The 24,687-nt window shown below is 39.3% G+C and carries 21 protein-coding genes and 1 pseudogene; 1 reads left to right on the top strand and 21 read right to left on the bottom strand.

Annotated elements, in window-relative coordinates; all coding sequences use genetic code 11:
• Window positions 1-12: 12 nt before the first annotated feature.
• The 13 genes from BMI76_RS03905 to BMI76_RS03845 all read right to left on the bottom strand — a co-directional run bounded on the left by BMI76_RS03905 (window position 13) and on the right by BMI76_RS03845 (window position 17,786).
• Window positions 13-2,484 carry an LTA synthase family protein gene (locus tag BMI76_RS03905; protein ID WP_075346299.1) on the bottom strand — a complete coding sequence of 824 codons (2,472 nt, stop codon included), beginning with the start codon at window positions 2,482-2,484 and terminating at the stop codon, window positions 13-15.
• Window positions 2,481-4,232: a rhamnan synthesis F family protein gene (locus tag BMI76_RS03900; RefSeq protein ID WP_075346298.1), complete on the bottom strand. Its 1,752-nt coding sequence runs from the start codon at window positions 4,230-4,232 to the stop codon at window positions 2,481-2,483. The genes BMI76_RS03905 and BMI76_RS03900 overlap by 4 nt, the downstream gene beginning before the upstream one ends.
• Window positions 4,229-5,623: a glycosyltransferase gene (locus BMI76_RS03895; RefSeq protein ID WP_075346297.1), complete on the bottom strand. Its 1,395-nt coding sequence runs from the start codon at window positions 5,621-5,623 to the stop codon at window positions 4,229-4,231. Before BMI76_RS03895 ends, BMI76_RS03900 begins: the two co-directional genes overlap by 4 nt.
• A 14-nt stretch (window positions 5,624-5,637) precedes the next feature.
• Window positions 5,638-6,861, bottom strand: a complete 1,224-nt coding sequence (locus tag BMI76_RS03890; protein WP_075346296.1) for an ABC transporter ATP-binding protein — start codon at window positions 6,859-6,861, stop codon at window positions 5,638-5,640.
• Window positions 6,861-7,673, bottom strand: a complete 813-nt coding sequence (locus BMI76_RS03885; protein ID WP_003087886.1) for an ABC transporter permease — start codon at window positions 7,671-7,673, stop codon at window positions 6,861-6,863. The genes BMI76_RS03890 and BMI76_RS03885 overlap by 1 nt, the downstream gene beginning before the upstream one ends.
• Before the next feature lie 9 nt (window positions 7,674-7,682).
• The gene (locus tag BMI76_RS03880; protein WP_075346295.1) at window positions 7,683-8,636 is read right to left on the bottom strand and encodes a glycosyltransferase family 2 protein; all 954 of its coding nucleotides are present in this window, start codon (window positions 8,634-8,636) and stop codon (window positions 7,683-7,685) included.
• Window positions 8,626-9,780 carry a beta 1-4 rhamnosyltransferase Cps2T gene (gene cps2T / locus BMI76_RS03875; RefSeq protein WP_075346294.1) on the bottom strand — a complete coding sequence of 385 codons (1,155 nt, stop codon included), beginning with the start codon at window positions 9,778-9,780 and terminating at the stop codon, window positions 8,626-8,628. The genes BMI76_RS03880 and cps2T overlap by 11 nt, the downstream gene beginning before the upstream one ends.
• A 263-nt stretch (window positions 9,781-10,043) precedes the next feature.
• Window positions 10,044-11,870 carry a hypothetical protein gene (locus BMI76_RS03870; RefSeq protein WP_075346293.1) on the bottom strand — a complete coding sequence of 609 codons (1,827 nt, stop codon included), beginning with the start codon at window positions 11,868-11,870 and terminating at the stop codon, window positions 10,044-10,046.
• Between the two features lie 12 nt (window positions 11,871-11,882).
• Window positions 11,883-12,737 (bottom strand): dTDP-4-dehydrorhamnose reductase, encoded by an 855-nt coding sequence (gene rfbD / locus BMI76_RS03865; protein ID WP_075346292.1) that lies wholly within the window; start codon window positions 12,735-12,737, stop codon window positions 11,883-11,885.
• Window positions 12,738-12,889: 152 nt separating this feature from the next.
• Window positions 12,890-13,225 (bottom strand): metal-sulfur cluster assembly factor, encoded by a 336-nt coding sequence (locus BMI76_RS03860; RefSeq protein ID WP_075346291.1) that lies wholly within the window; start codon window positions 13,223-13,225, stop codon window positions 12,890-12,892.
• A 14-nt stretch (window positions 13,226-13,239) separates the two neighbouring features.
• Complete coding sequence (gene rpoD, locus BMI76_RS03855) at window positions 13,240-14,355, bottom strand: RNA polymerase sigma factor RpoD (protein ID WP_075346290.1); 1,116 nt, start codon at window positions 14,353-14,355, stop codon at window positions 13,240-13,242.
• A 7-nt stretch (window positions 14,356-14,362) separates the two neighbouring features.
• A complete protein-coding gene (dnaG, locus tag BMI76_RS03850; RefSeq protein WP_075346289.1) occupies window positions 14,363-16,120 on the bottom strand; it encodes a DNA primase in 1,758 nt (585 codons plus the stop codon).
• Window positions 16,121-16,298: 178 nt separating this feature from the next.
• Window positions 16,299-17,786 (bottom strand): HlyD family secretion protein, encoded by a 1,488-nt coding sequence (locus BMI76_RS03845; RefSeq protein WP_075346288.1) that lies wholly within the window; start codon window positions 17,784-17,786, stop codon window positions 16,299-16,301.
• Window positions 17,787-17,922: 136 nt separating this feature from the next.
• Between BMI76_RS03845 and mscL the strand changes: the two genes are divergently transcribed.
• Window positions 17,923-18,303, top strand: a complete 381-nt coding sequence (gene mscL, locus BMI76_RS03840) for a large conductance mechanosensitive channel protein MscL (protein WP_075346287.1) — start codon at window positions 17,923-17,925, stop codon at window positions 18,301-18,303.
• Window positions 18,304-18,550: 247 nt separating this feature from the next.
• Here mscL and rpsU read toward each other — a convergent pair whose 3' ends face one another.
• The 8 genes and pseudogenes from rpsU to BMI76_RS03800 all read right to left on the bottom strand — a co-directional run bounded on the left by rpsU (window position 18,551) and on the right by BMI76_RS03800 (window position 24,686).
• Complete coding sequence (gene rpsU / locus BMI76_RS03835; RefSeq protein ID WP_000048058.1) at window positions 18,551-18,727, bottom strand: 30S ribosomal protein S21; 177 nt, start codon at window positions 18,725-18,727, stop codon at window positions 18,551-18,553.
• A gap of 147 nt (window positions 18,728-18,874) precedes the next feature.
• Complete coding sequence (locus tag BMI76_RS03830; RefSeq protein WP_075346285.1) at window positions 18,875-19,687, bottom strand: transporter substrate-binding domain-containing protein; 813 nt, start codon at window positions 19,685-19,687, stop codon at window positions 18,875-18,877.
• A gap of 50 nt (window positions 19,688-19,737) precedes the next feature.
• Entirely contained in the window at window positions 19,738-20,856 is a 1,119-nt protein-coding gene (locus BMI76_RS03825) for an aminotransferase (RefSeq protein WP_075346284.1), read from the bottom strand.
• A 165-nt stretch (window positions 20,857-21,021) separates the two neighbouring features.
• Window positions 21,022-21,837, bottom strand: a complete 816-nt coding sequence (locus BMI76_RS03820) for a transporter substrate-binding domain-containing protein (protein ID WP_075346283.1) — start codon at window positions 21,835-21,837, stop codon at window positions 21,022-21,024.
• Window positions 21,838-21,977: 140 nt separating this feature from the next.
• Window positions 21,978-22,442, bottom strand: coding sequence for an 8-oxo-dGTP diphosphatase (locus tag BMI76_RS03815; protein ID WP_075346282.1), 465 nt, complete (start codon window positions 22,440-22,442; stop codon window positions 21,978-21,980).
• A 58-nt stretch (window positions 22,443-22,500) separates the two neighbouring features.
• A pseudogene (locus BMI76_RS03810) lies at window positions 22,501-23,070 on the bottom strand (transcriptional regulator); the annotation flags it as partial.
• Window positions 23,019-23,513: a hypothetical protein gene (locus tag BMI76_RS03805; RefSeq protein WP_180372827.1), complete on the bottom strand. Its 495-nt coding sequence runs from the start codon at window positions 23,511-23,513 to the stop codon at window positions 23,019-23,021. The pseudogene BMI76_RS03810 and the gene BMI76_RS03805, both read right to left, overlap by 52 nt.
• 27 nt (window positions 23,514-23,540) lie before the next feature.
• The gene (locus BMI76_RS03800; protein ID WP_075346281.1) at window positions 23,541-24,686 is read right to left on the bottom strand and encodes an FRG domain-containing protein; all 1,146 of its coding nucleotides are present in this window, start codon (window positions 24,684-24,686) and stop codon (window positions 23,541-23,543) included.
• Window position 24,687: the final 1 nt, after the last annotated feature.

The raw sequence follows: 24,687 nt of genomic DNA, 5'->3' as shown, positions 1-24,687 counted from the left end.
AAAATGAATTTTTTAAGGAGTTTTAAAAAAACTTTTGTTTTTCTTTATATACCCTTTTCCAACAGTCATATCATATTGAATGAGTTTTAAATCATCAGCAATAACTTTTTGACTTGATGTTAACTTCTTCTTATCAACAGTAGCATTATTTAACACATCTGTCAACAGAGCATAGTAAGGGGAAACCTTACTATTAGTATGAGCAAACAGTTCCGCAGAAAAATCACTGGAAGAAACTAAAGGATAATTTAACTTAGTCGTTTTAAAATTACTCCAAATAAAATAATCAGTTCTGTACTTTAAATCAGAACTATCTTCAAAAGCACTATCAGGATATAATCCTGGCAAATGATCTCCATAGAAAACAACTGTAATATCTTTATTGATTTTTGAGAGCTGAGTTAAAAATTGTTCAGTAGAGGTATCGGTATAAGTAAGTAATCTTGAATAGCTAGTCAGATCATCATTCGCTTTTTTTGTAAATCCTTTACCTGTTGCTACAACTTGGCTAGGTTCACCCGATGACCATGGGACATGATTTTGCATAGTGATAACAGAAAAGAATTGACTTTCTTTAGAATTTATCTGCGCTAAAACATTTTTATAAGTTGTCTCATCACTTGGATAGATACCTTCTTTTTTTACATTTTTTAAAGTCTCAGTACCATTTTTAGAAGTGATAAATTTATCAAAATGTAATTTTCTATAGACTAATCCCCTGCCATAGTTCGCAGCATCTGATGGGTGGATTGCAATTCTATTTTTAGACAAAAACTGATCACTAATAGATGGAAAGAGCTGCATTCCAGGAACTACTTCAGTATAAAGTGTTGATACAGAAGATGAAAAATTAGTAAACGGCAAACCAGTTAAAGTTTGAAATTCCATATTAGCCGTTCCACCACCATAACCGTTAGAAACTATCAACCCACTTGTAGTGGAATTTTTAATCTGATTAATATTAGGAATAAGTTCCTGAGATAAATTCACATTAGAAATTCTACTAGGATCAGCAAAACTTTCACTTAAAACATAGATAACTGTCTGCTTTGAAATACTTCTACTTCTTGTTTTATTAATAGCATCAGCCCTAATTTGATATTTTTTAGCAAGGGCTAAAATTTTAGATTCACTATAACCCTCTGGAGTATCCATAATAGATTTAGCAACTTGTTTACTCCAAACGTACATCAGTGATTTGTATCTGGCATTCGTCGAAAATCCCATCCAATTGATATTATTCCAATTATTAATTTTTGAAATTATGGGAATTCCTTCCAACACTTTGTTTTCATTTTCATTTCGAAAAATCAAAAAAACAGATAAGCTAAGACAGACTAAAGCTGAAATCAAGCTAAGACGAACTCTCTTTTTCTTAATAATCGGTCCAGGAAGAATTTTATTTCTTAAAAAGAAAAGTAAACAGCTGATTCCAACAATTAAAATGAATGTCATAATAACTGTACTTATATTAACAAATTTTAATAACAATTCGGGTTGTTGTAACCAAATAAAATCTGTTATTAGAAGAGGTTCACTTCTTAAATCTTGTTTAACCGCATTAACTACAGAAATAATAATTCCTGATGTCACAATGATAAAAGTTGTTATCATGAAACGATTAATGATAAAGTAGGCAAGAAGATAAATAACTATCAAAAAGCATATTTGATAAAGGGTTGCACCTGGAAAAATAAATTTATTCAGTATAGCACCATTTTCTTTCACTCCCAATTGTAAAGTATAGTTAAAAATAACTGCTAAAAGAGCGCTGGCTGAAAAAATAAGAGACCAGGTCGGTTGATTTCTCGTTAATTCTTTTGCTGCTTTCAGACCTGTATAAGATACTAAAACAAGACCAATCAATGAAAGTGCTGAGGCAGTAATGAAATGATATAAATAGGCATCAAATTGGCCAGTGCTGACATCATACACAAAGCCTTCACGCAGAATATTAATGTAATGCCCATCATTAACAGCGACAGAGGCCAGCAAGCCAGCAAGCAGTAGGTTTGAGGTTGAACAGTCTTTTAACAACTCAATCCTAAGGCGTTTGGGTTTCAGGTAATCAAACAGAACCTTTATCAAAAAGGCAGAGATAACCAGCGGGATTAATATGGGTAAAAAGTCAACCTGCCAAAAGCCATTGCCCTCTAAGTCCCATAATTCAAATTTTTCATTATTCAGATTTCGAGTAATCAGTAAAAAATAAGCAACAATCAAATAGATGACATAACCTAGACTTAGCTTTCCCACAAATTTCCAAGATATATTGCGGACCAAATCAAAAGCGATAACGGCAAGTGAAACAACAAAAACAATTGGCATAAAGCTAAGATGGTTCAGAAAACTCTTGCCTGATTGTCCCAGATTATTGAGAATACTGTTATTAAGCGTCAAAAAATTAATGCCAAAGATGGAAAGAAGTAAAAGTGAACCATAGCCCAACTTTACCCAATTAATATTTTTTAGATTGTTTTTCATGATTTTATCTTTTGCAGAGAGCGTTTGATGATATATTTGACTGCCTTGGCTGGGCCGATGAAAATATATTTAAAGGCTCCCTTTATTCCTCCCATATGGTTAAAATCAACAAAGGTATGAGGCGCTGAGTTTCCTCGCTCATTTAACAGTTTGTTGTCTATAAACGGTGTCAGATCAACAGGATTCTTAGAAATTCTAAAATCGTAATGCTCATTCCAAGCAATATAAATCAACAGCCTTTCGATGGCATGCAAGATTGAATTTTGCGGCAGGGGTTCTGAAGGCACATCTTTATCGGATAGTTCTAAGTCAAAAAGCGGCTTTAAGGCGCTGTATTTGAACCAAACAAAAGTACCATAACTCATGACAAAGGTTTGAAAATTCTCAAAATCAATGGATTTGCTCAGTCCCATCTTTTGCCATAAGTCATTCATTTTTGGTGCAATCAAATGCTCATTCCAAGCATCAACAATCTTATTATAACGAAAGAAAGTAGGAATATCTGCGATAACTAAACCAATCTTTGGATTGCTAACAAGCTCTGAGAGAATGCTATCGGCCGGTTTAATCAGCATGTTGATCAGTTCTTTGCGCCAAGACTCACCTGCCCAAAAGTCAGCTTCTTTGGATTTTTTGGTGTGAAAATGACCGACATAATCATATTGGGACAGCTCTGCTTTTAATTTTAGCATGGGCAGCACATCGCGGCCCACATTGCCTGTAACAAAGATTTTAGCTTCCTCCATGTCTGCTGCCAGAATTTTCTCAATTTCACTTTTCTTATCTTCACTGTCTGTCGTGATAAATAAATCATAAGGAAAGTGAAAGTGAGCAAAACTGTCCAAAAATTCTTTCAGCAAGTCGACATAAAAAACATGGAGATGCACTGCTACTTTTTGTCCACTCAAATTGGCAGTGTGTTCTTTTTTAATGTATTTATGGCCTAATAAATAGCTGAAATCCGGATAATTAATTTCTGACATGTGAGACACAATAAGGTCAACCGGATAGGATGAGCGGCTTTCAATATCATTCAAAAGATAAGGTGTTATAGACTGGTTGGCATCAATTGCCTTAACCTTAATGAAGGGAACCTTGTGGTTTAAAATGGCTGTCGGGTGATAATAGGAAAAATCTGCATGCAAGAGCTGGCTGGCATCTTCTTCCCGCGTGTCAAAAACCACACCGTATCTGAATCCGGCATCCAAAAGGACGGTTGTCACCTGCGTTTCATAGTGAGCAATAACCTCTTGAACGTCTTGGAATTCTCTTACACTTTCCCAAAAGTCTATGAAAGCACTGCTGTTTATAACTGGCTTTTGGAAAGAAATGAAATAACTTTGAATATGTTCGCGAAAGGCTTTGGTGGCACGGTTATTGGTCAGTCCCCAGAAATCCACTGCCTGATCAGCTTCAAATTTCTGATAGATTGGCGCCATATCCCAAAGCGGACCAAAACAAGTGTCGTTCATGGTGGTAACGGAATCATAGGTCTTTAACTCTTCAAAACCGATAAAAGCCATACCGTCACGCCAAGCGGCAAAATCAAAACCGGAATTTTGACGCTGAATAAAATGATCCATCAGCTGCTCTTCTCTCAGCTTATCAAAATCGGCTGAGGCAAGCTCACTGTTTGAGATAAAAACAATTTTAGAAAACAGCGGTCTTAGCTGCGTCAGCTGGTAGATGACATGAGAACTAAGGCGGTTATATTTATTAAAATGGACATACAAAAGCAGACGCTTCATTTCTTTCTCCTGAATAGATTGATAATTTTTGTCGGAATAGTCCAGCGGCGGGAATGGATGACCGCATTGTAACGATTGGTCATTTCATTGAGCTGCTGGCGGTACTGATCCCTTTCAGAGGCAGTCTTTTGGTACTGATACTTATAGGACAGCACTTCTTTTAATTCCGCTCTTGCTGCTGCTAACTCTTCTGCTAAACTGTTTGCAACGAAGTCAGGCTGATCGGGTCTGTCAGCATTGAACCATTCATAGGTCAGCTGAAAGTCTCTGCCTTTTTGCTGAGGAATCTCATAGATAATCTGAGGATCAGGAGCGACAAAATAGTAAGCTTCGCCAATCACCTTGGCATTGGTCCAAGCCGGCAGCAATTCCGTGTCAAATTGGGTATTGACCAAAGAAACCTTGCGATAGTAACTTGGAATTTCAGACAGGTCAATGCGGATTTTTTGCACATCTTCTGCAAAGGTCAGCTGAAGACTGCCTGAGTGCTCCAAAGGAAAATGCAGACTGTCTTCTTCTGAAAAAGGCTGTTCACTGCCGCGATCCAAATAAATGGTAATCTGCTGATTGTCCCAGCTGTTTTCTCCCTGTTGAGCCAGAGCTTTTTCAAATTCATTGTGCTGGGGCAGTAAAAATTCTAAAATCTTTCTGCAGTCACTGTCAGGATACTTAGCAATATACTCTAACTGTGTTGCCAAAAGTTTGTCAAAACGTTTCCCTATCTTGGCGGAATCCTTTGTTCGGGAATCGGATTCGGCGTCCATTCGGTAGACAGTTGTTGAGTCTTCCAGGAAAGCCAGCTTTGTTCTGCGGAATAATTCCAGCTGAATATTGAAGGTGTCATCAACAGCATCGCTGTCAATCTGACTGTTTACCTCTAACATCAGCTCAGTTTCCACAAGCCAGGTTGAAGCCATGGTCATGCCTTTTAAGGCCAGCATTTTCTCATAAGAATCCATAAAAGGAATAATGCCGTTTTTCAGCACGTCTTTTTGAGTGACTTCCCCTTTAGAATTTACCATATCAAAGTCCGTGTTGGACCATCCGGATTCCGGAGAGGCTTCTAAAAGTTCGACCTGTTTTTGAAGTTTAAGCTTATCTGTCCAGTAATCGTCGCCATCGCATCTGGCAATATACTGCCCCTTAGCTTCTTTGCAAATATCAAGCCAGGTTCTCGTTATGCCCTTGTTGGTCTCATTAAAGAACAGCCTAATTTTATCGGGATAGCGCTCACCGTACTGCCGCATGATTTCCGGTGAGCGGTCGCTCGAAGCATCATCTACGACAATAATCTCAAACGGAAAATCTGTCTGCTGAGCCAAAAAGCTTTCAATAGCTTCTGCGATCCAATCTCCCTTATTAAAATTAGTACAAATAATGGAAACCTTCATATTTCTTCCTTATCTTATCCGAACTGCCACTGACCATTGCGCTGATAAAGACCGCTGGCTGAATCCAAAGCTGAAAGATCATCTGCCTCAATATCATCACGGTGAACAACGATAATCGGGGTCTGCTTGGCATCAGAGAAGGCCAGCATCTGATTGTCGTCATCGCGAACAGTCACTTCCAATTTCAGTTTAATATCATTCAAATGCGCAATGTCACATTCATAGACGACCGATTTATGACCGGCACCCGATGTTTTATAATCCATGGAATTATCATTGTAAACCCAGATATTGCGGTCAATATCTGTCAGAGACAAGGCAATATAGGTTGGAACGTCATTGAGCACATCATAAGAAATTTCAAACCTAATCTTGTCTTTGGGTGTCATCGGATTGTCAGACAGGAGTTTAACCGCCAAATGTTCAACATGGGTGACCTCTTCTTTATCGGCATCCGCCTCGATCATCTCACCATTGTCATCAACAACCTTGTCGGTATTGTCAAAACTGTATTGGTTGGCAACATTGAAAGGTTCACCATAAGCTTTGATCAAGCCGTCATCAATTAAAACAGCCTTGTTGCAATACTTCTTAACAGCTGCCATGTCATGGGTCACAAGGATCGTCGTCTTGCCGCTTTCTTTTCTTTCCATAAAGTAGTCATTGCACTTACGTTGGAAAGCTTCATCACCGACAGCTAGAACCTCATCAAGAATCAGGATATCTCCCTGGGCCTTGATGGCAACCGAGAAAGCTAAGCGAACCTGCATACCGCTGGAGTAGTTTTTGAGCTTTTGGTTCATGAACTCCTTGAGTTCAGCAAATTCCACGATATCGTCGTACATGGCGTCTACTTCTTCAGTTGAAAAGCCCAGCATAGCCCCGTTCATATAAACGTTCTCGCGACCTGTCAACTCAGGATTAAAACCAACTCCCAGCTCAATAAAGGAAACCAATTTCCCATCAATGCTGACAGAGCCTTTTTCAGGTACATAAATTTGTGAAATGATTTTTAAAAGCGTGGATTTTCCCGATCCATTTCGGCCGACAATTCCAAAAAAATCGCCCTTCTCCACTTCAAAATTGATGTCACGCAGAACATGCTGTTTCTTATAGCCTTTAACGCCTTTAAAACGGTTAACCAAAGTCGTACGCAAGCTGTTTGTTGATTCAACAGGCAGCTTAAAATACTTACTGACATGGTCAACTTTTACTGCAATATTATTTTTTTCTGTCATTATAGAATCTCCGCAAATCTCTTAGAACTACGATTGAAAACGACTAATCCTATGCCAAAAATAATAAAAGGCAGCACATAAGGAATAGCGTAATACCACCAGTGATTAATCAGCTGCCAGATGGTCAGATTGGCCTTGTCAATCAAAAGGTAACGCAGGTCTTGAATCATCTGCGCCAAAGGATTGAGCATGATGATTTTACCAGCAAGCACTCCCTTAGCTCCTTGATTAGTGATAAAGGTTAAAGGATAAATGATTGGCGTTGCATACATGCCAGCCTGCAGGATAACTTCCCAGATTTGGCCGATATCACGGAATTTAACATAGAGAGTTGCCAAGAGTAGCGCTACTCCCCAAGCCATGATAAAGAGCTCAAAAAAGAGCGGAATAGACAAAAGAGCTGACCAGCCGATGTGAACTCCGTTGACCAAGGCAAAAATCAGCACCACAATTAAATTGATACCAAAGTTAATCAAGGCTCCGCAGACTGCTGACAGTACAATGATAGATTTTGAAAAGTTCAGTTTACGCAGCAGATCACCGCGGGTTACGATAGAGACCATTCCCATGCTGGTTGCCTCGGTAAAGAAAGACCAGATAACGTTGGCCAAGAGCAGCGCCACAGCAAAATGCGGAACATCTCCGCCCAACCGCAGGAAACGGATAAAGACCATATACATGATCATAAACAGCAGCAAAGGTTTTAAAATTGACCAAAGGTAACCGATGACGCTGCCTTGATAGCGCAATTTAAAATCTGTTTTAATAAGTTCTTTTAGTAGGATACGATTCTTCTTACTAAGTAAGTCCATGATATTCTCCTATGCCTGATAGCCATTTTTTAGATAGTGACTATAGCCGATTTTTGTTGTAATTAAGGTTTTAAAGATCAAGGTATGAAAAGCTCTGTTTTTAGCAAAGCCGTATTTTTTAAGGTCATGCCGTCTTTGCAGCCATGGCTGATTGAGCAGCTCAACATAAGCTGTCACCAACTGGCGCTTATCTTTTGGCAGATCCAAGTCTAATAAATAAGCAGCTTGTTTTTGACTGGATGTGATCAGCCACCAATACTTGGCAAGCAGTTTATGGGGCTGCAGCCAATTTTTTAAACGCTTAGACCAGGTCCTCGCTCCCAGAACATTGCTCTCATGCTGACGATAAAGTTCTGTCGCAGCATCCATGTAGACCAATTCTCCTAAAGCAGCAGCCAGCAATGCCAGATACCAGTCGTGCATAAGAATGCCATCGTAAACCTTCCATTTTTCAGCTAAAGTATGGTTAAACATGGCTGTACCGCCGGTTACTGTATTTTCTGTTAATTCCTGTAGCAGTGTCTGGTTTGCATGATGAGACTGTGTTTTAATCATGCTCTCATGCAAAACCTGCAGATGTTTATCAACAATCTTCAAATCAGTATAAACCATCAGAGGCTTCGCATTGTCATATTTTTGTGCTTCTGCCAAAGACAGTTCTAATTTATTAGGCAGCCAAATATCATCCTGGTCGCTTAAAAAGTAATAATCAGCCTTTTCATATTTAACCAGCGTATAAAAATTTTTAATCACACCGTAGTTAATACGCTCAGCAGCATTTATAAAATGAATACGGGAATCTTGCTGTGCAAAGTCTGCAATAATCTTTGGTGTGTCATCAGTTGAGCCGTCATCGCGGATCAGCAGTTTCCAATCTTTGAAGGTCTGCTGCTGAATGCTCCTAATTTGTTCTGCGATAAATTCCTGACCATTGTAGGCAGACATTACAATATTAATTTTCATGCAAAAATAAGTCCTCGTACTCTCCTACAATTTTTTTCCATGTGTAATGGCTGTGAACAATCTCTTTGGCTTTTTGACCATATTCTGAAAAATCAGCCTGTCTGTCAACCTGTTCAATCAAATGCGCAAGACTGCCTGTGTCTTTAGTCCAATAATAAGCGGCATCCCGTGCAACCGAGCGATTAAAATCAACACCTAAGACAAGGTTCAAGTCAGTATGGGCTAAGGCCTCCAGCAATCCGGGATTTGTCCCACCAACTTCATGTCCGTGGATATAAGCGAAAGCATGCTCGCGAATATAGGTCAGTAAATCGCGGTCATAGACCGTCCCGACAAATTTAATGCGCGGATCCTTATCAAAAGCAGTCTTTTGCCTCAATTCTTCAAAATAGACATTTCCTTCATGGTTGCAGATAATGACTAAATCGCGTTTACTTGTCGATGTCATAAATTCTCGAATAGCCGTCTCATAGTTGTTTTCAGGTACAAAACGGCCAACAATTAAATAATAATCCTTGTTCTTAAGCCCCCACCGCTCGTAAAATTCTTGGACTTTGGGAACATCTGCACTCAGCCCGGATGGCGATGTATCAGTTCCATAGGCAATGAAAACGGTCTTTGACCAAGGATAGGTCCTTTTGATATAGTCTTCGATTCCAATATTATCTGAGATAACCAAGTCTGCCCACTTTGTCATGCATTTTTCAGCATATTTCAGATAAGACTGTACGGGACGAGACCATTTAGAACGGCGCCACTCTAATCCGTCTGGATTAATATAAAACTGCCCGCCTATCCCCTTAATCTTTTTAGCAAAAGGTGCCATAAAGGCGCCTATTGTATTGCCTAAAACATAAAAAATAGGGGCTGCAATACTTTGGGTCTTAATTAATTTTAAAGCGTAGCTAATGGCCATCATATCATAGGCAATCACTCTGGCAGGTCCTAATTTAGGAGCTTTGATTGTAAAACAATCAACATTCAGATAGGTAAAATGCTTATGGTGGTCCGTGTCGCTCAGGCAGGCCACATGATAAATTATTTCTTGTGACTGTCGATGCTTAACCAATTCTTCTACAAAAGTCTCAAAACCGCCGTATTTAGCCGGCAATCCTCGGCTTCCGATGATGAATACATGACGCAAACTCTATTCCCCCATTTTAACAATACAATCCATATCATTATAGCATATTTCATGGAATTTTGCGAAAAGAAACGGGAGTGGGAAAGAACTCAACAAATAACAAAAGAGTTCGTCTTCCCACCCCCGCACAGTTGAATAGATCAGATCAAAAGCGTAAAACGCGAACGAAATGCCATTCAACCACTGCGTTATGATGTTAAAACGAACTCTAATTGAGGAGGTTAACCTTTTTACCCGACCTCCATTTATACTATTACAAAGATTTAATTACGTTTTTTCAGATACACGTTCTTCGCCTGAAGATACAAAACAAGGCATCCTAATAGCATTGCGATTGAATATAGAACATATGAAGATGAAGCATAGTAACCATAGATAATACTGTTCGGATCTCTGGTAATCCATCGTGAAAATAAAACGACGACCATAATATTAAGAAATCCCGAAAGTGCACAACCTGTTATGGCTAAGAAAAAGTTAAGTATATTGCTATCAACTTTCAATTTATCTCTAAATAAATTCACAACTAAAATAATATAGCCTAAAAAACCACAAAGAAGCATTAATTTTGAAATAAGCTTATAAATCTTTACAATCCCCTTTTGAAATTTTAGACTTAATTGATGATTGCGAATAAGAGCATTGTTTTTAACCATCATTGAATCAATTGTACTAGTTAAGCCAAATTCCTGTTTAGCTGTTTCTTGATTAACATTAATATTAATCAACTGTACTGTATTTCTAGGTATTGCTGTTCCTAAAACATCTTGGAAGTATGCAATTTCTTTTTCACTAAAGTTATCGTGAAAAATTTCTTCAACCGGATCCGCATCTTGATAATTAAGAATGTTGAAAGTTGACTGCAAACTCAATCCGATACTTTCTGAAAAATCTTTAACATGAAAAGCTCCAGTTTGCGCAGATAAGAAAATGCCGTCTTTCTTCTTTAATTTACCAGATTTAAAAGCTGTGTCTAATTCTTGACATACTTTTTTATAAAATTTGTTTGTTTCAACGGCATTGTTATTATAATAACCCACACTCTTATCAGACATGGCTGATCTCACAGCCCACTGAACAAGATCACCCTTAATATTTGACTTACCACCAGCCCAAGCAGTATAGTTATCTAATAACGGCTTCTTTATCGTTGCTAGCGTCGGACTAGCTTTTATCGCTAATTGAAAAGATTTTTTAGAAGCCCAAACATCAGAATTTTTTCTATTATTCCTCCCATCATCTATCTTATAAAGGTAAGTCATCAATTTAGCACCATAGGTTTGTGAACGGTCATTCGTTGCATATATACCATAATAATGATAATTCATTACAGAAACAAAAAATGTAACGAAACAAATTCCCAAAAGTGGAAAGAGAGAAGCAAAAATTCTGCTAAAAAGCTGACCTCTATCTTTCCTAAAGTAGAAAAAATTCGAGACAATCAGACAAATTATTGCAGTAATAATAAAGGGCAACAACCAAACAGAATCTTCTCTCAAAATCCAAAAATAACCAATAGAGCAAAAAGAGCCGAAAGACCATAAAAAATACTGATTAAAGGCTGCTTGTCTCCTGATAAACATTCCAATTAAAAAGGAAACTACCAGCAAAACGAGCCAAGGAACCAAAGCATTCCTATAGATGCGAAAAGCTCCCCAATGGTTAACAGGAATATATAAAACAAACAGATAAGTTAAAAATAAAACTCTATAATTTTTAATACAGGGCTCAATTGCTTTAATAAAGACAAACGATGCTAAAACAATCAATAATCCGTATAAAAAAGCATAAGGAAGATTTAAGTATTGAGCTAAAGCTAAAAAACTCGGGAAGCCAATATTTTTGGCCATTGTAATATTTGTATATGCTCCCAGCCACTCAAAATTAGCAAGTGTCACACTATTTTTAATTTGAAGTAAGTCATCATAACCTTCAAGATAGAGATGAAAATTAGAATGATTTAATAATAGTATTCTAAAAATAGCGAATACTACCACTGAAGTATAAAATATTTTTTTGGAGTTAGATTGAACTAATTTAGCCAAAAAATCCACTAGCAACGGTCTTGAATTCCTCAAACTCTGTTTCATTCTTTCCCCTTTTTATTTCTTTACATCTTGTTTATAAAACTCCTGCAGAGCTTCCTGCCAAGTTGGAATAACAAAACCGGTTGCTTTGGCTTTTTTCAAACTCATCGTTGAATTTAATGGGCGCTTAGCTTTAGCAGGGAACTGACTGGAATCGACAGGCTTTACAACAACATCTGTATCTTTTAAGATTTCAACGGCGAAATCATACCAGGTTGTATCTTCTGCTGCATCGTTTGACAGATGGTAATAGCCAAATTCTTTTTGATTTTCAGCCAAATAGGTCATAAACTCAGCTAAAGTACGGGTCCAGGTCGGACGGCCGTGCTGATCATTTACGACAGTCAGGGTATCATGGGTCTTAGCCAAATTTTGCATGGTGAAAACGAAGTTCTTCCCATAATTGCCAAAAACCCAAGCAGTACGGATAATGTAGAAATGGCTGACATATTTTTCAACGGCTTCTTCACCTAAGCGTTTTGTCCGGCCGTATTCCGTTTTTGGATCGGGCTGATCATCAACTTCCCACTCCTGACCGACAGGTTTTTGACCGTCAAAGACATAGTCTGTTGAAATGTAAACCAAAGTTGAACCGTATTTTTCACAGGCTTTAGCAATGTTTTCAGTTCCTGTCACATTGATCGCGTAATCCAGTTCCTTGCCTTCATCTTCTGCCGCATCGACGGCTGTATAGGCCGCGCAGTGATAAACAAGGCTGGGCTGCACTTGTGAAAAAACCTCATCTACTTTTTCTGCATTCGTAATGTCCATTTCTGCGACATCTACAGCCACATAATCTTCATTGCGCTCGTCAAGCAGATGGCGTAATTCAGTGCCTAACTGTCCATTGCTTCCTGTGATTAAAATCATTCGTATTCTCCTTTAAAATATATTCATCAAAAAACAGCAGCTTTACCAAAAAATGGCAAAAAAGCCGACTTTATCAAACTTTCTGCGATTTAGTCAGCCTTAACAGCCTCATCTTTTTTATCAAGTCTTTGTCTTAATTTGTTTGCTGCCAATTAGCGAATCCCCAAAGCAATCCGTGCATAGCGGCTCATTTTGTCAACTGACCAAGCTGGTGACCACACTAACTTGACATCAACATCAAGAACCTCAGGCACATCTTTTAAAACATCGTAAATCTGGTCCGTCAGCAAATCGGCCAAAGGACAGCCCATGGTGGTCAGGGTCATATCAATCTCCGTATGGCCTGAATCATCAAAACGAATGTCATAGATAAGCCCCAGATTGACAATATCAATGCCCAATTCCGGATCAATAACCATTTCCAAAGCTTCAAGAATTCTGTCTTTAATCTTTGTGACTTCCTCGGGAGTATAGTTTGCTTCTGCCATAGTTCCCTCTCCTTTTAATCCTCTACAAAATCACGCAGCTGCTTGCTGCGGCTGGGATGGCGCAATTTACGCAAGGCCTTAGCTTCAATCTGACGAATGCGTTCACGAGTAACATTGAACACTCTGCCCACATCTTCCAGTGTGCGCATCTTGCCGTCATCTAAACCGAAACGCAGGCGCAGGACATTTTCTTCTCGGTCGGTCAGCGTATCAAGCACTTCATCCAACTGCTCGCGCAGCACAACACGCGTTGTATAATCCACCGGATTTTCAATGACTTCGTCTTCGATAAAGTCCCCCAGATGGCTGTCGTCCTCTTCACCAATCGGTGTTTCCAGAGACACTGGCTCCTGAGCAATTTTCAGGATTTCACGAACCTTGTCCGGGGTCATATCCATCCGCTCTGCAATCTGTTCAGGCGTTGGGTCCTGTCCCAGTTCTTGCAGGAGATTGCGCTGCTCGCGCACTAATTTGTTAATGGTTTCCACCATGTGAACGGGAATCCGAATCGTGCGGGCCTGATCCGCAATCGCACGTGTGATAGCTTGACGAATCCACCAGGTTGCATAGGTTGAAAATTTGAATCCCTTGGAGTAGTCGAACTTATCAACCGCCTTCATCAAGCCCATGTTACCTTCTTGGATAAGATCCAAAAACTGCATGCCGCGGCCGACATAGCGCTTAGCGATGGAGACAACCAGACGCAGATTGGCTTCTGCCAAACGCTGTTTGGCTTCAAGGTCACCGTTTTCAACTGCAATAGCCAGTTCTTTTTCTTCTTCATTTGTCAAAAGAGGAACAACGCCAATTTCTTTTAAATACATACGTACAGGATCATTGACCTTTGCAGAATTACTGCCCAGCAGCTCTTCATCAGTCAGCTCCTCGGGTTTAATCTCTTCAACAGCATACTTAGACGAAGGATTGCCGTCTTTGTCAGTGATAGAGATACCGCCGTCAGTCAAACGTTCCAGCAGATCGTCAATTTGCTCGGCTTCAAGTCCAAAAGGGATGACGAGTTTTTCAGTAACTTCATCGTCAATAGCAACCCCTTCTTTTTTATGATTGCGAATAAAATCTGCCACTTGAACATTAAAGGTACTTGATGTTTTTTTACTACTACTTGCCATTTTTCCTCTATTCCATATTTCTTTTTTGAGCGATGAGAGCCGCCAAGCCCTCAACTGCAGTATCTATGTCTCCGTGATTGCTGCTTTCACGGATGGTTTTGCTTTGTTTTCGCATCTCCTGCTGCTGCAGGTATTTATTTCTCTGGCTTTCCAGCTGCCTGATTTCACCCTCAGCAATCTCTTCAGGAAGATTTTCCTCTAAAACACGGTAGTAGGCATTTTGAAGTTCCTCGGGAAGCTGAGCCAAATCATAGGCATTCAATTCACCATTGCTTTTTAAAAGCTGATAAAGTTCCTGCAATTCCGGAGTCTCAAATTTAAAATCATCCCTATTGCGAAATTCATTCAAAAGGTAACCATGGTGAAGAATCCGGTGAAAGAGCTGATTCTCAGCCTTAACCACAGCACTCAGATGCTTACTCATGGGCAGCTCTGCCTTAATAGGCTGGCTGAGCGCCTGTTCGCTTCTTTGTGAGCGCGTTTGCAGGCGCTCATTATTAACCGCCTGCTCTACCTGCTGATAATTGAAGTCCGGCAGAACTTCTGCCACCATATTGATATAGGTGTTTTGAGCAGTAATTGACGGGGAGGCGGCGATGATTTTCGCCATCTTCTCCACATAGTCAATCTCTGCCTGCAAGTTATCAATATTTTCAGGTTTTAGATGATGGAGCCAAAACTCAACGCTGCTAATCCTTGACTGGGTCAGAAGTTTTTTCAGTTCTTCCGCAGAATTTTCCTTGATAAACTCATCGGGATCCATCTGACCGGGAATTCTGACGATTTCCACTGCCATATCTGATAAAATGTCCAAGGATTTGGCAATAGCGTTCTGCCCGGCACTGTCACCGTCATAGGTCAGGATTACTTTTTTAGTGAATTTCTGCAAATGCTTCACATGCTCCGGCGTCAGCGCTGTTCCCATGGAAGCGACCGCATTGCTGATTCCGCAGCGATAGGCGGCAATAACGTCCATGAAACCCTCCATAAGGTAGATTTCATGTTCTTTTTTGGCAACTGCTTTGGCTCGGTCCAAATGATAAAGTTCATAAGACTTATTAAAGACAGCTGTCGCACGTGTATTTTTATATTTCGCCAGTTTTTTGGCACTGTCGGCCTCTGTCCAAATACGGCCTGAAAAACCGACAATGTGACCAAACTCATCCGTCAAAGGAAACATGATGCGGTTCCGAAAGGCATCATAAACCGTGTTGCTGTCCGACAGATTAAAAAGACCAGAATTAATGATGGTATCTTCATCATATTTTTTCAGCATGGCCTGATAAAGATAATCATGTTCATCCGGAGCCAAACCTATCTTAAAATAATCAATCAGCTCATCCGTCAGTCCTCTTTCATAAAGATACTGGCGGGCTGTTTCCCCTATCTTGGTCGTCTTTAAAACAGCCTGATAAAACTTGCCGGCATCATCATTGATGCTGAAAAATCGTTGGTTGGGGTGCTCCTGCCTTGTTTCCTGACTCTTGTCCTGAACCGTAATATTAATTCCAGCGCGGTCAGCAAGCACCTGAACACTCTCTAAAAAGCTGATATTGCGGTAGTCTTCTAAAAATTTAAAGACATCGCCTGAACGCCCGCAGCCAAAACAGTGAAAAAACTGCCTGTCTTCAATAACATTAAAGGAGGGCGTCTTCTCTTTGTGGAAGGGACAAAGACCTAAATAATTGCGGCCAGCCCGTGAAAGACTGACAACTTCGCCAATCACATCAACAATATTGACGCTGTTTTTAATGTCGTTAATCATTTCCTTATCAATAGCCAGAAATCATCACCTCCACATCAAAATCCCTATTTTAGCGTTGCTTTTCATTATAACATTTTTAGGACTTTTTGTAAATTAAAGAGGTACAAAAGCACTCTCTGAGCTTGGTCTTTGCGACCGGCTCAGAGAGTGCCCTGTCAGAATTTTTTAAGAGGAGCGATTAGTCTATATCATTATCGTATACAGTGCCTTTGCGTTCCAACTTTAGATGGACGGCCTTAAACAGCCAAAGTTTATTTTTCTCATTGACATTAAGCCGGTCAACCAACGTATTGCTAAAGACATTATTGTAAATTTTAATCGGACCTACATCCGAAGAATGCTGACCAACACTTCCGCTGTAAGCTTTGATATTGCCTTTGCTGTCGTAATAAGGAACAAAGGAATTATCAGTGATAACGATATTTCGGCTGATCTGCCTGTCTTTATTGTGCGTACCGTAATTAGGGTCAATCGCCTTGATTAAACCGCCGTCCCATACACCGTTGTCACTCGAAGCATCTAACTGAATGGCCTCCGAATAATAGTCGTGAAGGGAAAGATTGGCATCAATTTGTTTAGCATTAACCAGCTCTGGAGCATAGCCCGTGAACTGATTCCCCTTAAAAGTGGAATTTTGCAGGCCTCCCAAGTCAAAAACGTGGCTGCCCTTTTTATGAACCATGGTAAAACTGTTATTAAGAACCCGCCAATGATCGCCGTGGTTGGCCATAATCATAAAGTGGTTGCCCTTATCCAAATCGCTGGCCTTAATATTAAGATTGCGCATGGTGAAATTTTTAACCCCATCAGTTGCTTTGGGTCCTGTTGCCAGGGCAAACCAGTAAGCCGCTCCTTCAACCACAAGCGTTGTATTGTCGCCTCTGATTTCAGTATCGGAAGCCAGGGTGAGGTAATCTTTATTCGGTGTCTGACTGCCGATTTTAAATTTACCGCTGGGCAGACTTAAAATGGTGCCCGGGTGCTCCTTAGCATAAGCAAAGGCCTGTCTCAAAACGTCATTGTTTTGAGCCGCACTGTTTTCTGCTTTTAGCTTAACTTGGTAAATAGTCTCCAAATCCCCTTCTTGGATGTCAGTGACCTTGCCGCCGTCATCAAAGGTAACATCATATTTATAGCCGCCGGCAGCACTGCTGTGATTATAAGAGACCTGCTCAACTCGGCCGGCCGATGTCCGATAATCAGACAGGCTGCGGCCATTTAAGTTCTCTTTGGCAGACGATTTTAGCTTGACAATCTGGCCTTGCTGGTATCTTGATTTCTTAGTTTTGGCTAGATCACTTTCCCCAACGTTTTTAATGGTGCGTCCGTTGTCAAATTTAATTTCATAGGTGTATGCTAATTTTTGCTGTGAGGTCTCTGTCGATTTGACCTTCTTGATTGTTCCAATCCAGTTTTGGTAATCTGCCAGTTTTTGACCAGAACTTATTTGAACCTTTTGGCCGGAATCGTATCGTGATTTTTGCCCTGCTTCCTTACTGACAAAAGGAAGGGTGATTCCGATAGGCTTTAAATTCAGGGTTCTGGCCAGAACCTCGAAAGAATTCGTTGCCGCCAGAAGCAAAACGGCCGACGAAACAAAAATAGCTAATGCGATAATTTCTCTTTTCCGAACTAGCCCCTTTCGCTTGTGTCTTCTGTTTCCCATTGTCTTCCCTTCAGAAAATATATTTTTTACAGCATTTCAATTTTACCATATTTTTGAAAAAAGTGAAGCACATATATTGTCAAATGTCTCTTTTTCCCGTATAATAGGTAACTAATAATAAGAAAGGAAAAATGAAATGATTAAAGAACTTAAAGAGTTTTTGTTCCGAGGAAGTGTTCTTGACCTTGCTGTAGCTGTTGTTATGGGGGCAGCATTCAATGCTATTATCACATCCTTCGTTTCAGACGTTATCACACCGCTCTTCTTGAACCCTGCTTTAAAAGCTGCCGGTGTAGACAAGATTGCTGATCTTTCATGGAACGGTGTCGCTTACGGTAACTTCTTAAGTGCTGTCATTAACTTCTTGATTGTGGGAACAACACTCTTTTTCGTTGTTAAAGCTGCTAATCATGCAATGGCTCTTACCAAAAAGGCAGAAGAAGATGCTGCTGAAACTGAGCCTACTGAAGTTGAACTGCTGGCAGACATTAAAGCCCTCTTAGAAAACCAAAAGTAAAAACCGCCGAGAAGCAATCATGATTAAACAATCGATGAACTGCTTCTTCTCTTCTTGAAAAAAGACAGACCTTACGGTACTGAGCCCAATCGTTAGAGTTTTCATCTGACTTCTGGCACAGTTCAATAGTGAGGCTGTCTTTTTTTATTGGCTTTTTTAAAACACAGTACATATAAAGAAGGAGTTAACTGAATTGATGGCAAAATAAAAAACTGAAACTTTGTTTCAGCCTTTCACAATAATCACTTTAGAATTTTTTACGTTTGCGAGCTGCTTCTGACTTACGTTTACGTTTTACAGAAGGTTTTTCGTAGAATTCACGTTTGCGTGATTCTTGAAGTGTACCAGCTTTAGTTACAGAACGTTTGAAACGACGAAGAGCATCGTCAAGTGATTCATTTTTACGCACTACAGTCTTTGACATGTATCTCACTCCCCTCAATTTCATTGTAACATTTACACGTTCTTAAACATTATACAGGAATGTGGAAATAAATGTCAAGACATTTTCAGACTATTTTAAAATTTATTTTCACGAACGCTGAAAATTAAACCCGAAAATAAGTCCTTTTTAGTCAACTTGCTGTCCGGTCAATTTAACCGCATCGCTGATAAACTGTTTGTACTTGCCTTCTTTTTTAAGCTTTTTAATAACCTTATTAACTGTCTTAACTAATTTACCGCTGTCTTTGGGCAGGGCAACTGCTTTGGCGTCACCTTCACCCGTTTTCAGGGCAACTTTCGCAAGAACAAGGTCGCTGTTTTGAGAAATATAGCCTTCTGCTACCGGCTTTTCCAAATCAATAGCATCGACCTGCCCTGATTTCAGTTCATTAACAGCTTCACCCATGGAAGTCAGAGCAGTGATATTTGATTTCTTCAGCTGATCTTTTGCCAAACCTTCTTCAATGGTTCCTTTTTGAACGGCCACCTTAGCCTTGTTGAAAGCAGCCAGTGATGTATATTTATTAACATCAGACTTTCTGACTAGGATAGCATTTTCAGTCTCGTAATAAGCATCTGAAAAATCATAAACCTTGGCACGTTCCTTAGTATAGGACAGACCGGAGATAGCGATATCAGCCTTTCCTGTCTTTAAACTAGAGAGAACATTGTCAAAGCTCATGGAGGAGATTTCCAATTTGACGCCCAGTTCATCGGCAATTGCCCTTGCCAATTCGATATCAGCACCGACAACAGTATCTTTTCCGTTAATCAGAGCCTTGAATTCAAAGGGTGCATAGTCCGGACTGACAGCAACAACAATTTTCTTCTTCTCCTTTACTTTATCCTGCATGTCTTTTGCATTTGAAGCGCCGCAGGCAGTCAGAGCAATCACAGCCAAAAGGCTGAAGCAAGCCAGCAATAATTTTCTTAATGTCATTTTTTTCTCTTTTCTATTTGATAAGTCTGTTATAACAGTTATAACCTTTATTAATCAAAGCTTTCCAAACACTGGGATAGTTTTGACAGAGCCGTTTTTAAAATGTCCCTGTCACCGCAGTAACCGAGGCGAACATAGCCTTCAAGATCAAAACGACTTCCCGGGACAAGCAGCACCCCATAAGCTGCTAAGAGCTGCCGGCAGAACTCCTCAATGGGAAGCGGCACATCCAGTTTAACCAGAGAGGTGGAAACATGATCCGGCAAAATAGCATGAGCTCGCGGCTCCTGCGCCAGCCAATTTTTTAAAATCTCCAGATTTTCACTCACGATCTTTTGATTCCTCTCAATAATGACCTGCCGGTTTTTCAGTGCAAAGGCAGCCAGCAGATCATCAAAGACACCGGCACAAATCATGGTATAATCACGATAGTTTCTGAGAATATCCGCTACTTCCTTATTTGAAGCTACCCAGCCTACACGAATGCCGGGGAGTGAATAGGCCTTGGACAGACTGTCGACTGAAATCCCCTTGTCGTACAAGTCAGCAATAGCAGGAACTTCTGACTGATCAGAAAATGGCTTATAGACTTCATCGGACAGAATATAGGCCCCGCAGGATTCAGCAATAGCGACCAATTCCTGTAAGTAGGCCTCATCCATGATGGCCCCCGTCGGATTATGAGCATTGTTGATGCAGATCATTTTAGTATTAGGACGAATCAGCCTGCGCAAATCATCCAAATCCGGCAGCCAATTATGATCCTCTCTGATCCGCCACAAGTCTACCTGCGCTCCCAAAGATTTGGGAATATCATAGAGCTGCTGGTAGGCGGGGTAGACTGAAATGACATGGTCCTGAGGCTCAATAAGGGCATAGAGCGCCAGCAAATTAGCACCCGTTGCACCGTTGGTCTGCAAAATCTGCTCAGGCCTCATTTTTTTATAAAGTCCGCAAACTTGCTTTTTAAATTCGGGTGAGCCCTCTATCCAGCCATAGTCCATCTTTTTTCGGGAGAGTTCCTGAAAAAAAGCGCTCAGATCCTGGTGTGCCAGCTCAAAAAGCTCCTCCAGGGTCAAAGCCGAGATAGACACACCGGCAATATCATAGAGGGCCTCCTTTTCATGAACGTTCAGCCATTCTTCCACTCCAAAACGTGGTAATTTCATCTTGACTCCTTTAGTTTTCCTACTAATGATAATACTTAATAAACAGGTACTTGTCAATGCCAAGAAATCAGGTTGGCATTAACAAAAAAACCTCCAGCAGATGCGCAAACACCTGCTGAAGGGTTTCGTGATAGTTCCTGAACGTTTATCCCAAAGAAGATTTTCTTATTCTTTGCTGGAAACAGACAAGTTGTAGGCTTCTTTAACAAAATTATCAATTTTGTTAGATTTCTTAAGCTCCTTGATAACCTTATCCACTTTTTTCTTAAGAGAGGTGCTTCCCTTAGGCATGGCAACAGCATAAGAATCGGAAGCCCCGGATTTTAATTTGATTTGGGCAATAGCCAAATCGCTGTTTTTAGCAACATAGCCTTCTGCAATCGGCTTTTCTAAAACAACGCCGTTAACTTGGCCAGATTTTAATTCGTTAATCATTTCACCATTTTGAACGAGAGAGATAATTTTAGCACCTGTCAATTGTTTCTTGGCAACATCTTCCTGAATGCTTCCCTTTTGAGTGGCTACGGAGAGACCCTTCAGGGAATCAGTTTTCTTATATTTTGCCAACTCAGATTTTTTGACAATCACCACATTAACAGATTCGTAATAAGTTTCTGAGAAATCATAAACCTTTTGACGCTCTTTGGTTGCCGAAATGCCTGAAATAGCAATATCAGCCTTACCTGACTGAACACTTGACAGGACATTGTTAAAAGACATAGCTGAAAATTCTACTTTTACACCCAATTCTTTGGCAATAGCCTTAGCAATCTCAACATCTGCTCCGACGATGGTATCTTTGCCGTTAACCAGTGTCTTGAATTCAAACGGAGCGAACTCAGGATTCATGGCAACAACAAGCTTTCCTTTGTCTTCGATCTTTTTTACAGAATCATCCTTGGATGAAGAGTTGCAGGCAGCAAGACTGATCAGCGATAAAGCGGTAAGAGCTCCTACTAAAACTTTTTTAACTATTTTCATAACAATCCTCAATTTCTAATTTTATTAAGATAGGATTATTATATTTCATATTTATGCATTTGTCAAGCATTTTTTTATAAAAATCCAAAAACATTATATCTTAGTCCACTTCGCTATTAGCTTAAACAGCTAAAAAACTATTACCAAAATTCTCTGACAAAGTCATCCTGCAAACGCTCACTGTAAAAAAGTTCCGAGAGCTCATCTTCCTCAAAGACGCGCAGCAAATTGAGCAAATCATAAGCCAGATTTATATGAGGCAATTCTTCACGCGCTATCCAGCGCACTTCTCCCTCCTCCGATGAGCGAATTTCCCCTTCAAATTCGTGAGTTCGATACAAAAAGACAAGATAACGAATACCTTCTTTGGTATGCCAGTGCTTCATACCAACCAAACTGGGATTGGCAATGGTCAGGCCGGTCTCTTCAAAAATCTCACGAACAACCGAAGCGTGCAGAGATTCTCCAGCTTCGACATGCCCGCCGGGCAGAGCAGCTCCTGACCAAGTGTAGCGCTTAGGGTCGCGAAACTGTATAAGAATATTACCCTTTCCATCTTCAACTAAGCACATATTGGTTAGAATGACCTTTTCTGAACGGGACATAGAGAACTCCTTCATGTTTTTTAATGACATCCATTATAACATAGTTAGCATTAATTATTCATTTCTTTGAAATAACCAGCTCGCTTTTAAAACCATTTAATTCGAGGACATTTTCACAATCCTGAAGTGAAAAATCATCACAGGCCTCCCCATTTTCTTCAAAGGATATTTTTGTAGCCAATCCCTTTTTAACAGCTTGAAAAACATAATCTTTAGGCACCTGAATCTTAGATGTCCCTGCAATCTGGTTGAGAGCAATCTCGCCCTGGTGAGATAAAACATCAACAAACATATCTAAGTTGCTGTCAAATTCCATCTCTCCGACACCGCCATCCACAGTAATACGTGAGACTTTTCCGGTCAATTCAAAATTGGAACTGCATATATTAATCAAGTGTAGTTCCTTGCAGTTGACCCCAAGTTCAAGACTCCCAAGATATTTTTCAGGCAGGACAATCAGAACCTTTAGATTTTCCTTAGCAATAGCTTCAGTCATATCTTCTAACCGATTTAAATCAATATCAATGCTGTTTTTAATGTCATCAATCTTTATTTTAAAAAGTTCTTCTAACCTGTCTAACACATTGCTGAGAAGACTGACCTTAACCTTTTCACTCTTAGCGGCTTGCAGGATGACTTCATAGGCACCGCCCATAGGATTAAAACTTGTTTAAAAGAGAACAGCTGCCGCAAATAATTTTGCAAAAAACCAAAGGTAAGGTAATCCTGCCAAACTACTGATACTGTCGTAAAAAGTAAATAGTAGACCGCCGGCAATCCCGTCCAGTGATAATGCAGCAGAACACTCCCAGCAGCCAGCAGTAAGATGAGATAAAGCAGATAAGTTTTCCTTTGCCTAACCGCTATGAGCGATTTAGTCCATTGGCGGTGACTAAAAGCAAGGACTGCCAACCCTACACTATTAAGCAGCACACCACCGACGATCACTCCCTTTTCATCCATATAAAGACTGAGAAGATCATGAGACAAACCCAGATTAACCGTTAAGCCAAAAAGGACTAACCAGATAAGACTGACTCCAATCATCTTAATCGTAGTTTTAGGATGCATATCAACTGACTCCTTTACTTAGTTCCATCATTTATTATATTCATCCTTTAATACTTCCAATATATCTTTAGATTTATGTTGAATATCAGGGTAAATATAGCCTTCAGTTATTCCAAACTTTCTTAACTCTTTTCTAATTGTCTTTTTCATCTCACTTTTAATTTTTATAATTAATGAATTTGATTTTTTCTTAATAGAATCATTAATTTCTGATTTTATATTTTCAAAATCTTTGTCCATTGTATTGACAAAACAAGGATAGATAAAAGCTCCTTGTTGTTGCTTTATTCTTTCGGTTGATTTGCTAATAAAGACAATATGAGCTTTTTTTAAATCTTTATAAATTTTATATGGATAAATGAGTTTTTCCTTTACCATAGCACGTTGATTAAGTAGTTCCATAAAATTACTTAAATAATCACTATTTAAAATATCATTAAAATGCTCCCTCTCATTCTGACTCAAAGATTTATAACAATCGATATCTTCGGGATAATAGCCAAAATTCTTTTCACCAACAACATAATAAAGACCATCATCTCCTTCAGAGTATTTTTTGCCATCATCAATACAAGATCTTATTAAATCAAATTGCATATTATTACTAAATTTAGATATAATATCGTCAGTAGTTTGACTTTCACTAATATCAAAAGATTTTGATTGTTTATCTAACTTCTCCGCAAAATCCATATAACTTAGAAAATTATTAATCACCTTTTGGTCAATAAAGTTCAAAGCAGTTTTTATTGCAATCGTATGTCCACTATCAAATTTTTCTTTTTGATTTTCCTCTTCATAAATATAAACATATCCATCTTTATCATTATCAATATCTACAGCAAAAAATAATGCAACCAAAGGATTTGTTGTAATATCCAATATCCTAGTTTTAGCACCATAATGCTGTCTTTCAGCTAGTTGTCGTGTTAACTCAACATTATTGAGTAACACTTCATCTCCCATTTCTTTAATAAGTGTTCGATAATAATATTCTGAACCTAAATAAACAAGAGATTCCTCTAAATATAGTGATGGAGTTCTATAATCAAAGTATTCATTTTCACCTCTATAATAATAATTTTTATTGTCAGATTGCAAAGAATCATTTATTAAACTTACAAATTCTGTTATAGTATTAACTTTTTGAATATTAAAATTATTTTCTGGCATA

The sequence above is a fragment of the Streptococcus sp. 'caviae' genome, from assembly GCF_001937065.1.
Taxonomy (GTDB): Bacteria; Bacillota; Bacilli; order Lactobacillales; family Streptococcaceae; genus Streptococcus.
Note: the sequence above shows the minus strand (reverse complement) of the source record. Positions and strands in the feature narration are given on the sequence as shown.

Bases quoted from the DNA above. Each gene is read 5' to 3' on its own strand.
- BMI76_RS03905 (WP_075346299.1), bottom strand. From the start codon at position 2,484: ATGAAAAACAATCTAAAAAATATTAATTGGGTAAAGTTGGGCTATGGT.
- BMI76_RS03900 (WP_075346298.1), bottom strand. From the start codon at position 4,232: ATGAAGCGTCTGCTTTTGTATGTCCATTTTAATAAATATAACCGCCTT.
- BMI76_RS03895 (WP_075346297.1), bottom strand. From the start codon at position 5,623: ATGAAGGTTTCCATTATTTGTACTAATTTTAATAAGGGAGATTGGATC.
- BMI76_RS03890 (WP_075346296.1), bottom strand. From the start codon at position 6,861: ATGACAGAAAAAAATAATATTGCAGTAAAAGTTGACCATGTCAGTAAG.
- BMI76_RS03885 (WP_003087886.1), bottom strand. From the start codon at position 7,673: ATGGACTTACTTAGTAAGAAGAATCGTATCCTACTAAAAGAACTTATT.
- BMI76_RS03880 (WP_075346295.1), bottom strand. From the start codon at position 8,636: ATGAAAATTAATATTGTAATGTCTGCCTACAATGGTCAGGAATTTATC.
- BMI76_RS03870 (WP_075346293.1), bottom strand. From the start codon at position 11,870: ATGAAACAGAGTTTGAGGAATTCAAGACCGTTGCTAGTGGATTTTTTG.
- rfbD (WP_075346292.1), bottom strand. From the start codon at position 12,737: ATGATTTTAATCACAGGAAGCAATGGACAGTTAGGCACTGAATTACGC.
- BMI76_RS03860 (WP_075346291.1), bottom strand. From the start codon at position 13,225: ATGGCAGAAGCAAACTATACTCCCGAGGAAGTCACAAAGATTAAAGAC.
- rpoD (WP_075346290.1), bottom strand. From the start codon at position 14,355: ATGGCAAGTAGTAGTAAAAAAACATCAAGTACCTTTAATGTTCAAGTG.
- dnaG (WP_075346289.1), bottom strand. From the start codon at position 16,120: ATGATTAACGACATTAAAAACAGCGTCAATATTGTTGATGTGATTGGC.
- BMI76_RS03845 (WP_075346288.1), bottom strand. From the start codon at position 17,786: ATGGGAAACAGAAGACACAAGCGAAAGGGGCTAGTTCGGAAAAGAGAA.
- mscL (WP_075346287.1), top strand. From the start codon at position 17,923: ATGATTAAAGAACTTAAAGAGTTTTTGTTCCGAGGAAGTGTTCTTGAC.
- rpsU (WP_000048058.1), bottom strand. From the start codon at position 18,727: ATGTCAAAGACTGTAGTGCGTAAAAATGAATCACTTGACGATGCTCTT.
- BMI76_RS03830 (WP_075346285.1), bottom strand. From the start codon at position 19,687: ATGACATTAAGAAAATTATTGCTGGCTTGCTTCAGCCTTTTGGCTGTG.
- BMI76_RS03825 (WP_075346284.1), bottom strand. From the start codon at position 20,856: ATGAAATTACCACGTTTTGGAGTGGAAGAATGGCTGAACGTTCATGAA.
- BMI76_RS03820 (WP_075346283.1), bottom strand. From the start codon at position 21,837: ATGAAAATAGTTAAAAAAGTTTTAGTAGGAGCTCTTACCGCTTTATCG.
- BMI76_RS03815 (WP_075346282.1), bottom strand. From the start codon at position 22,442: ATGTCCCGTTCAGAAAAGGTCATTCTAACCAATATGTGCTTAGTTGAA.
- BMI76_RS03805 (WP_180372827.1), bottom strand. From the start codon at position 23,513: ATGCATCCTAAAACTACGATTAAGATGATTGGAGTCAGTCTTATCTGG.
- BMI76_RS03800 (WP_075346281.1), bottom strand. From the start codon at position 24,686: ATGCCAGAAAATAATTTTAATATTCAAAAAGTTAATACTATAACAGAA.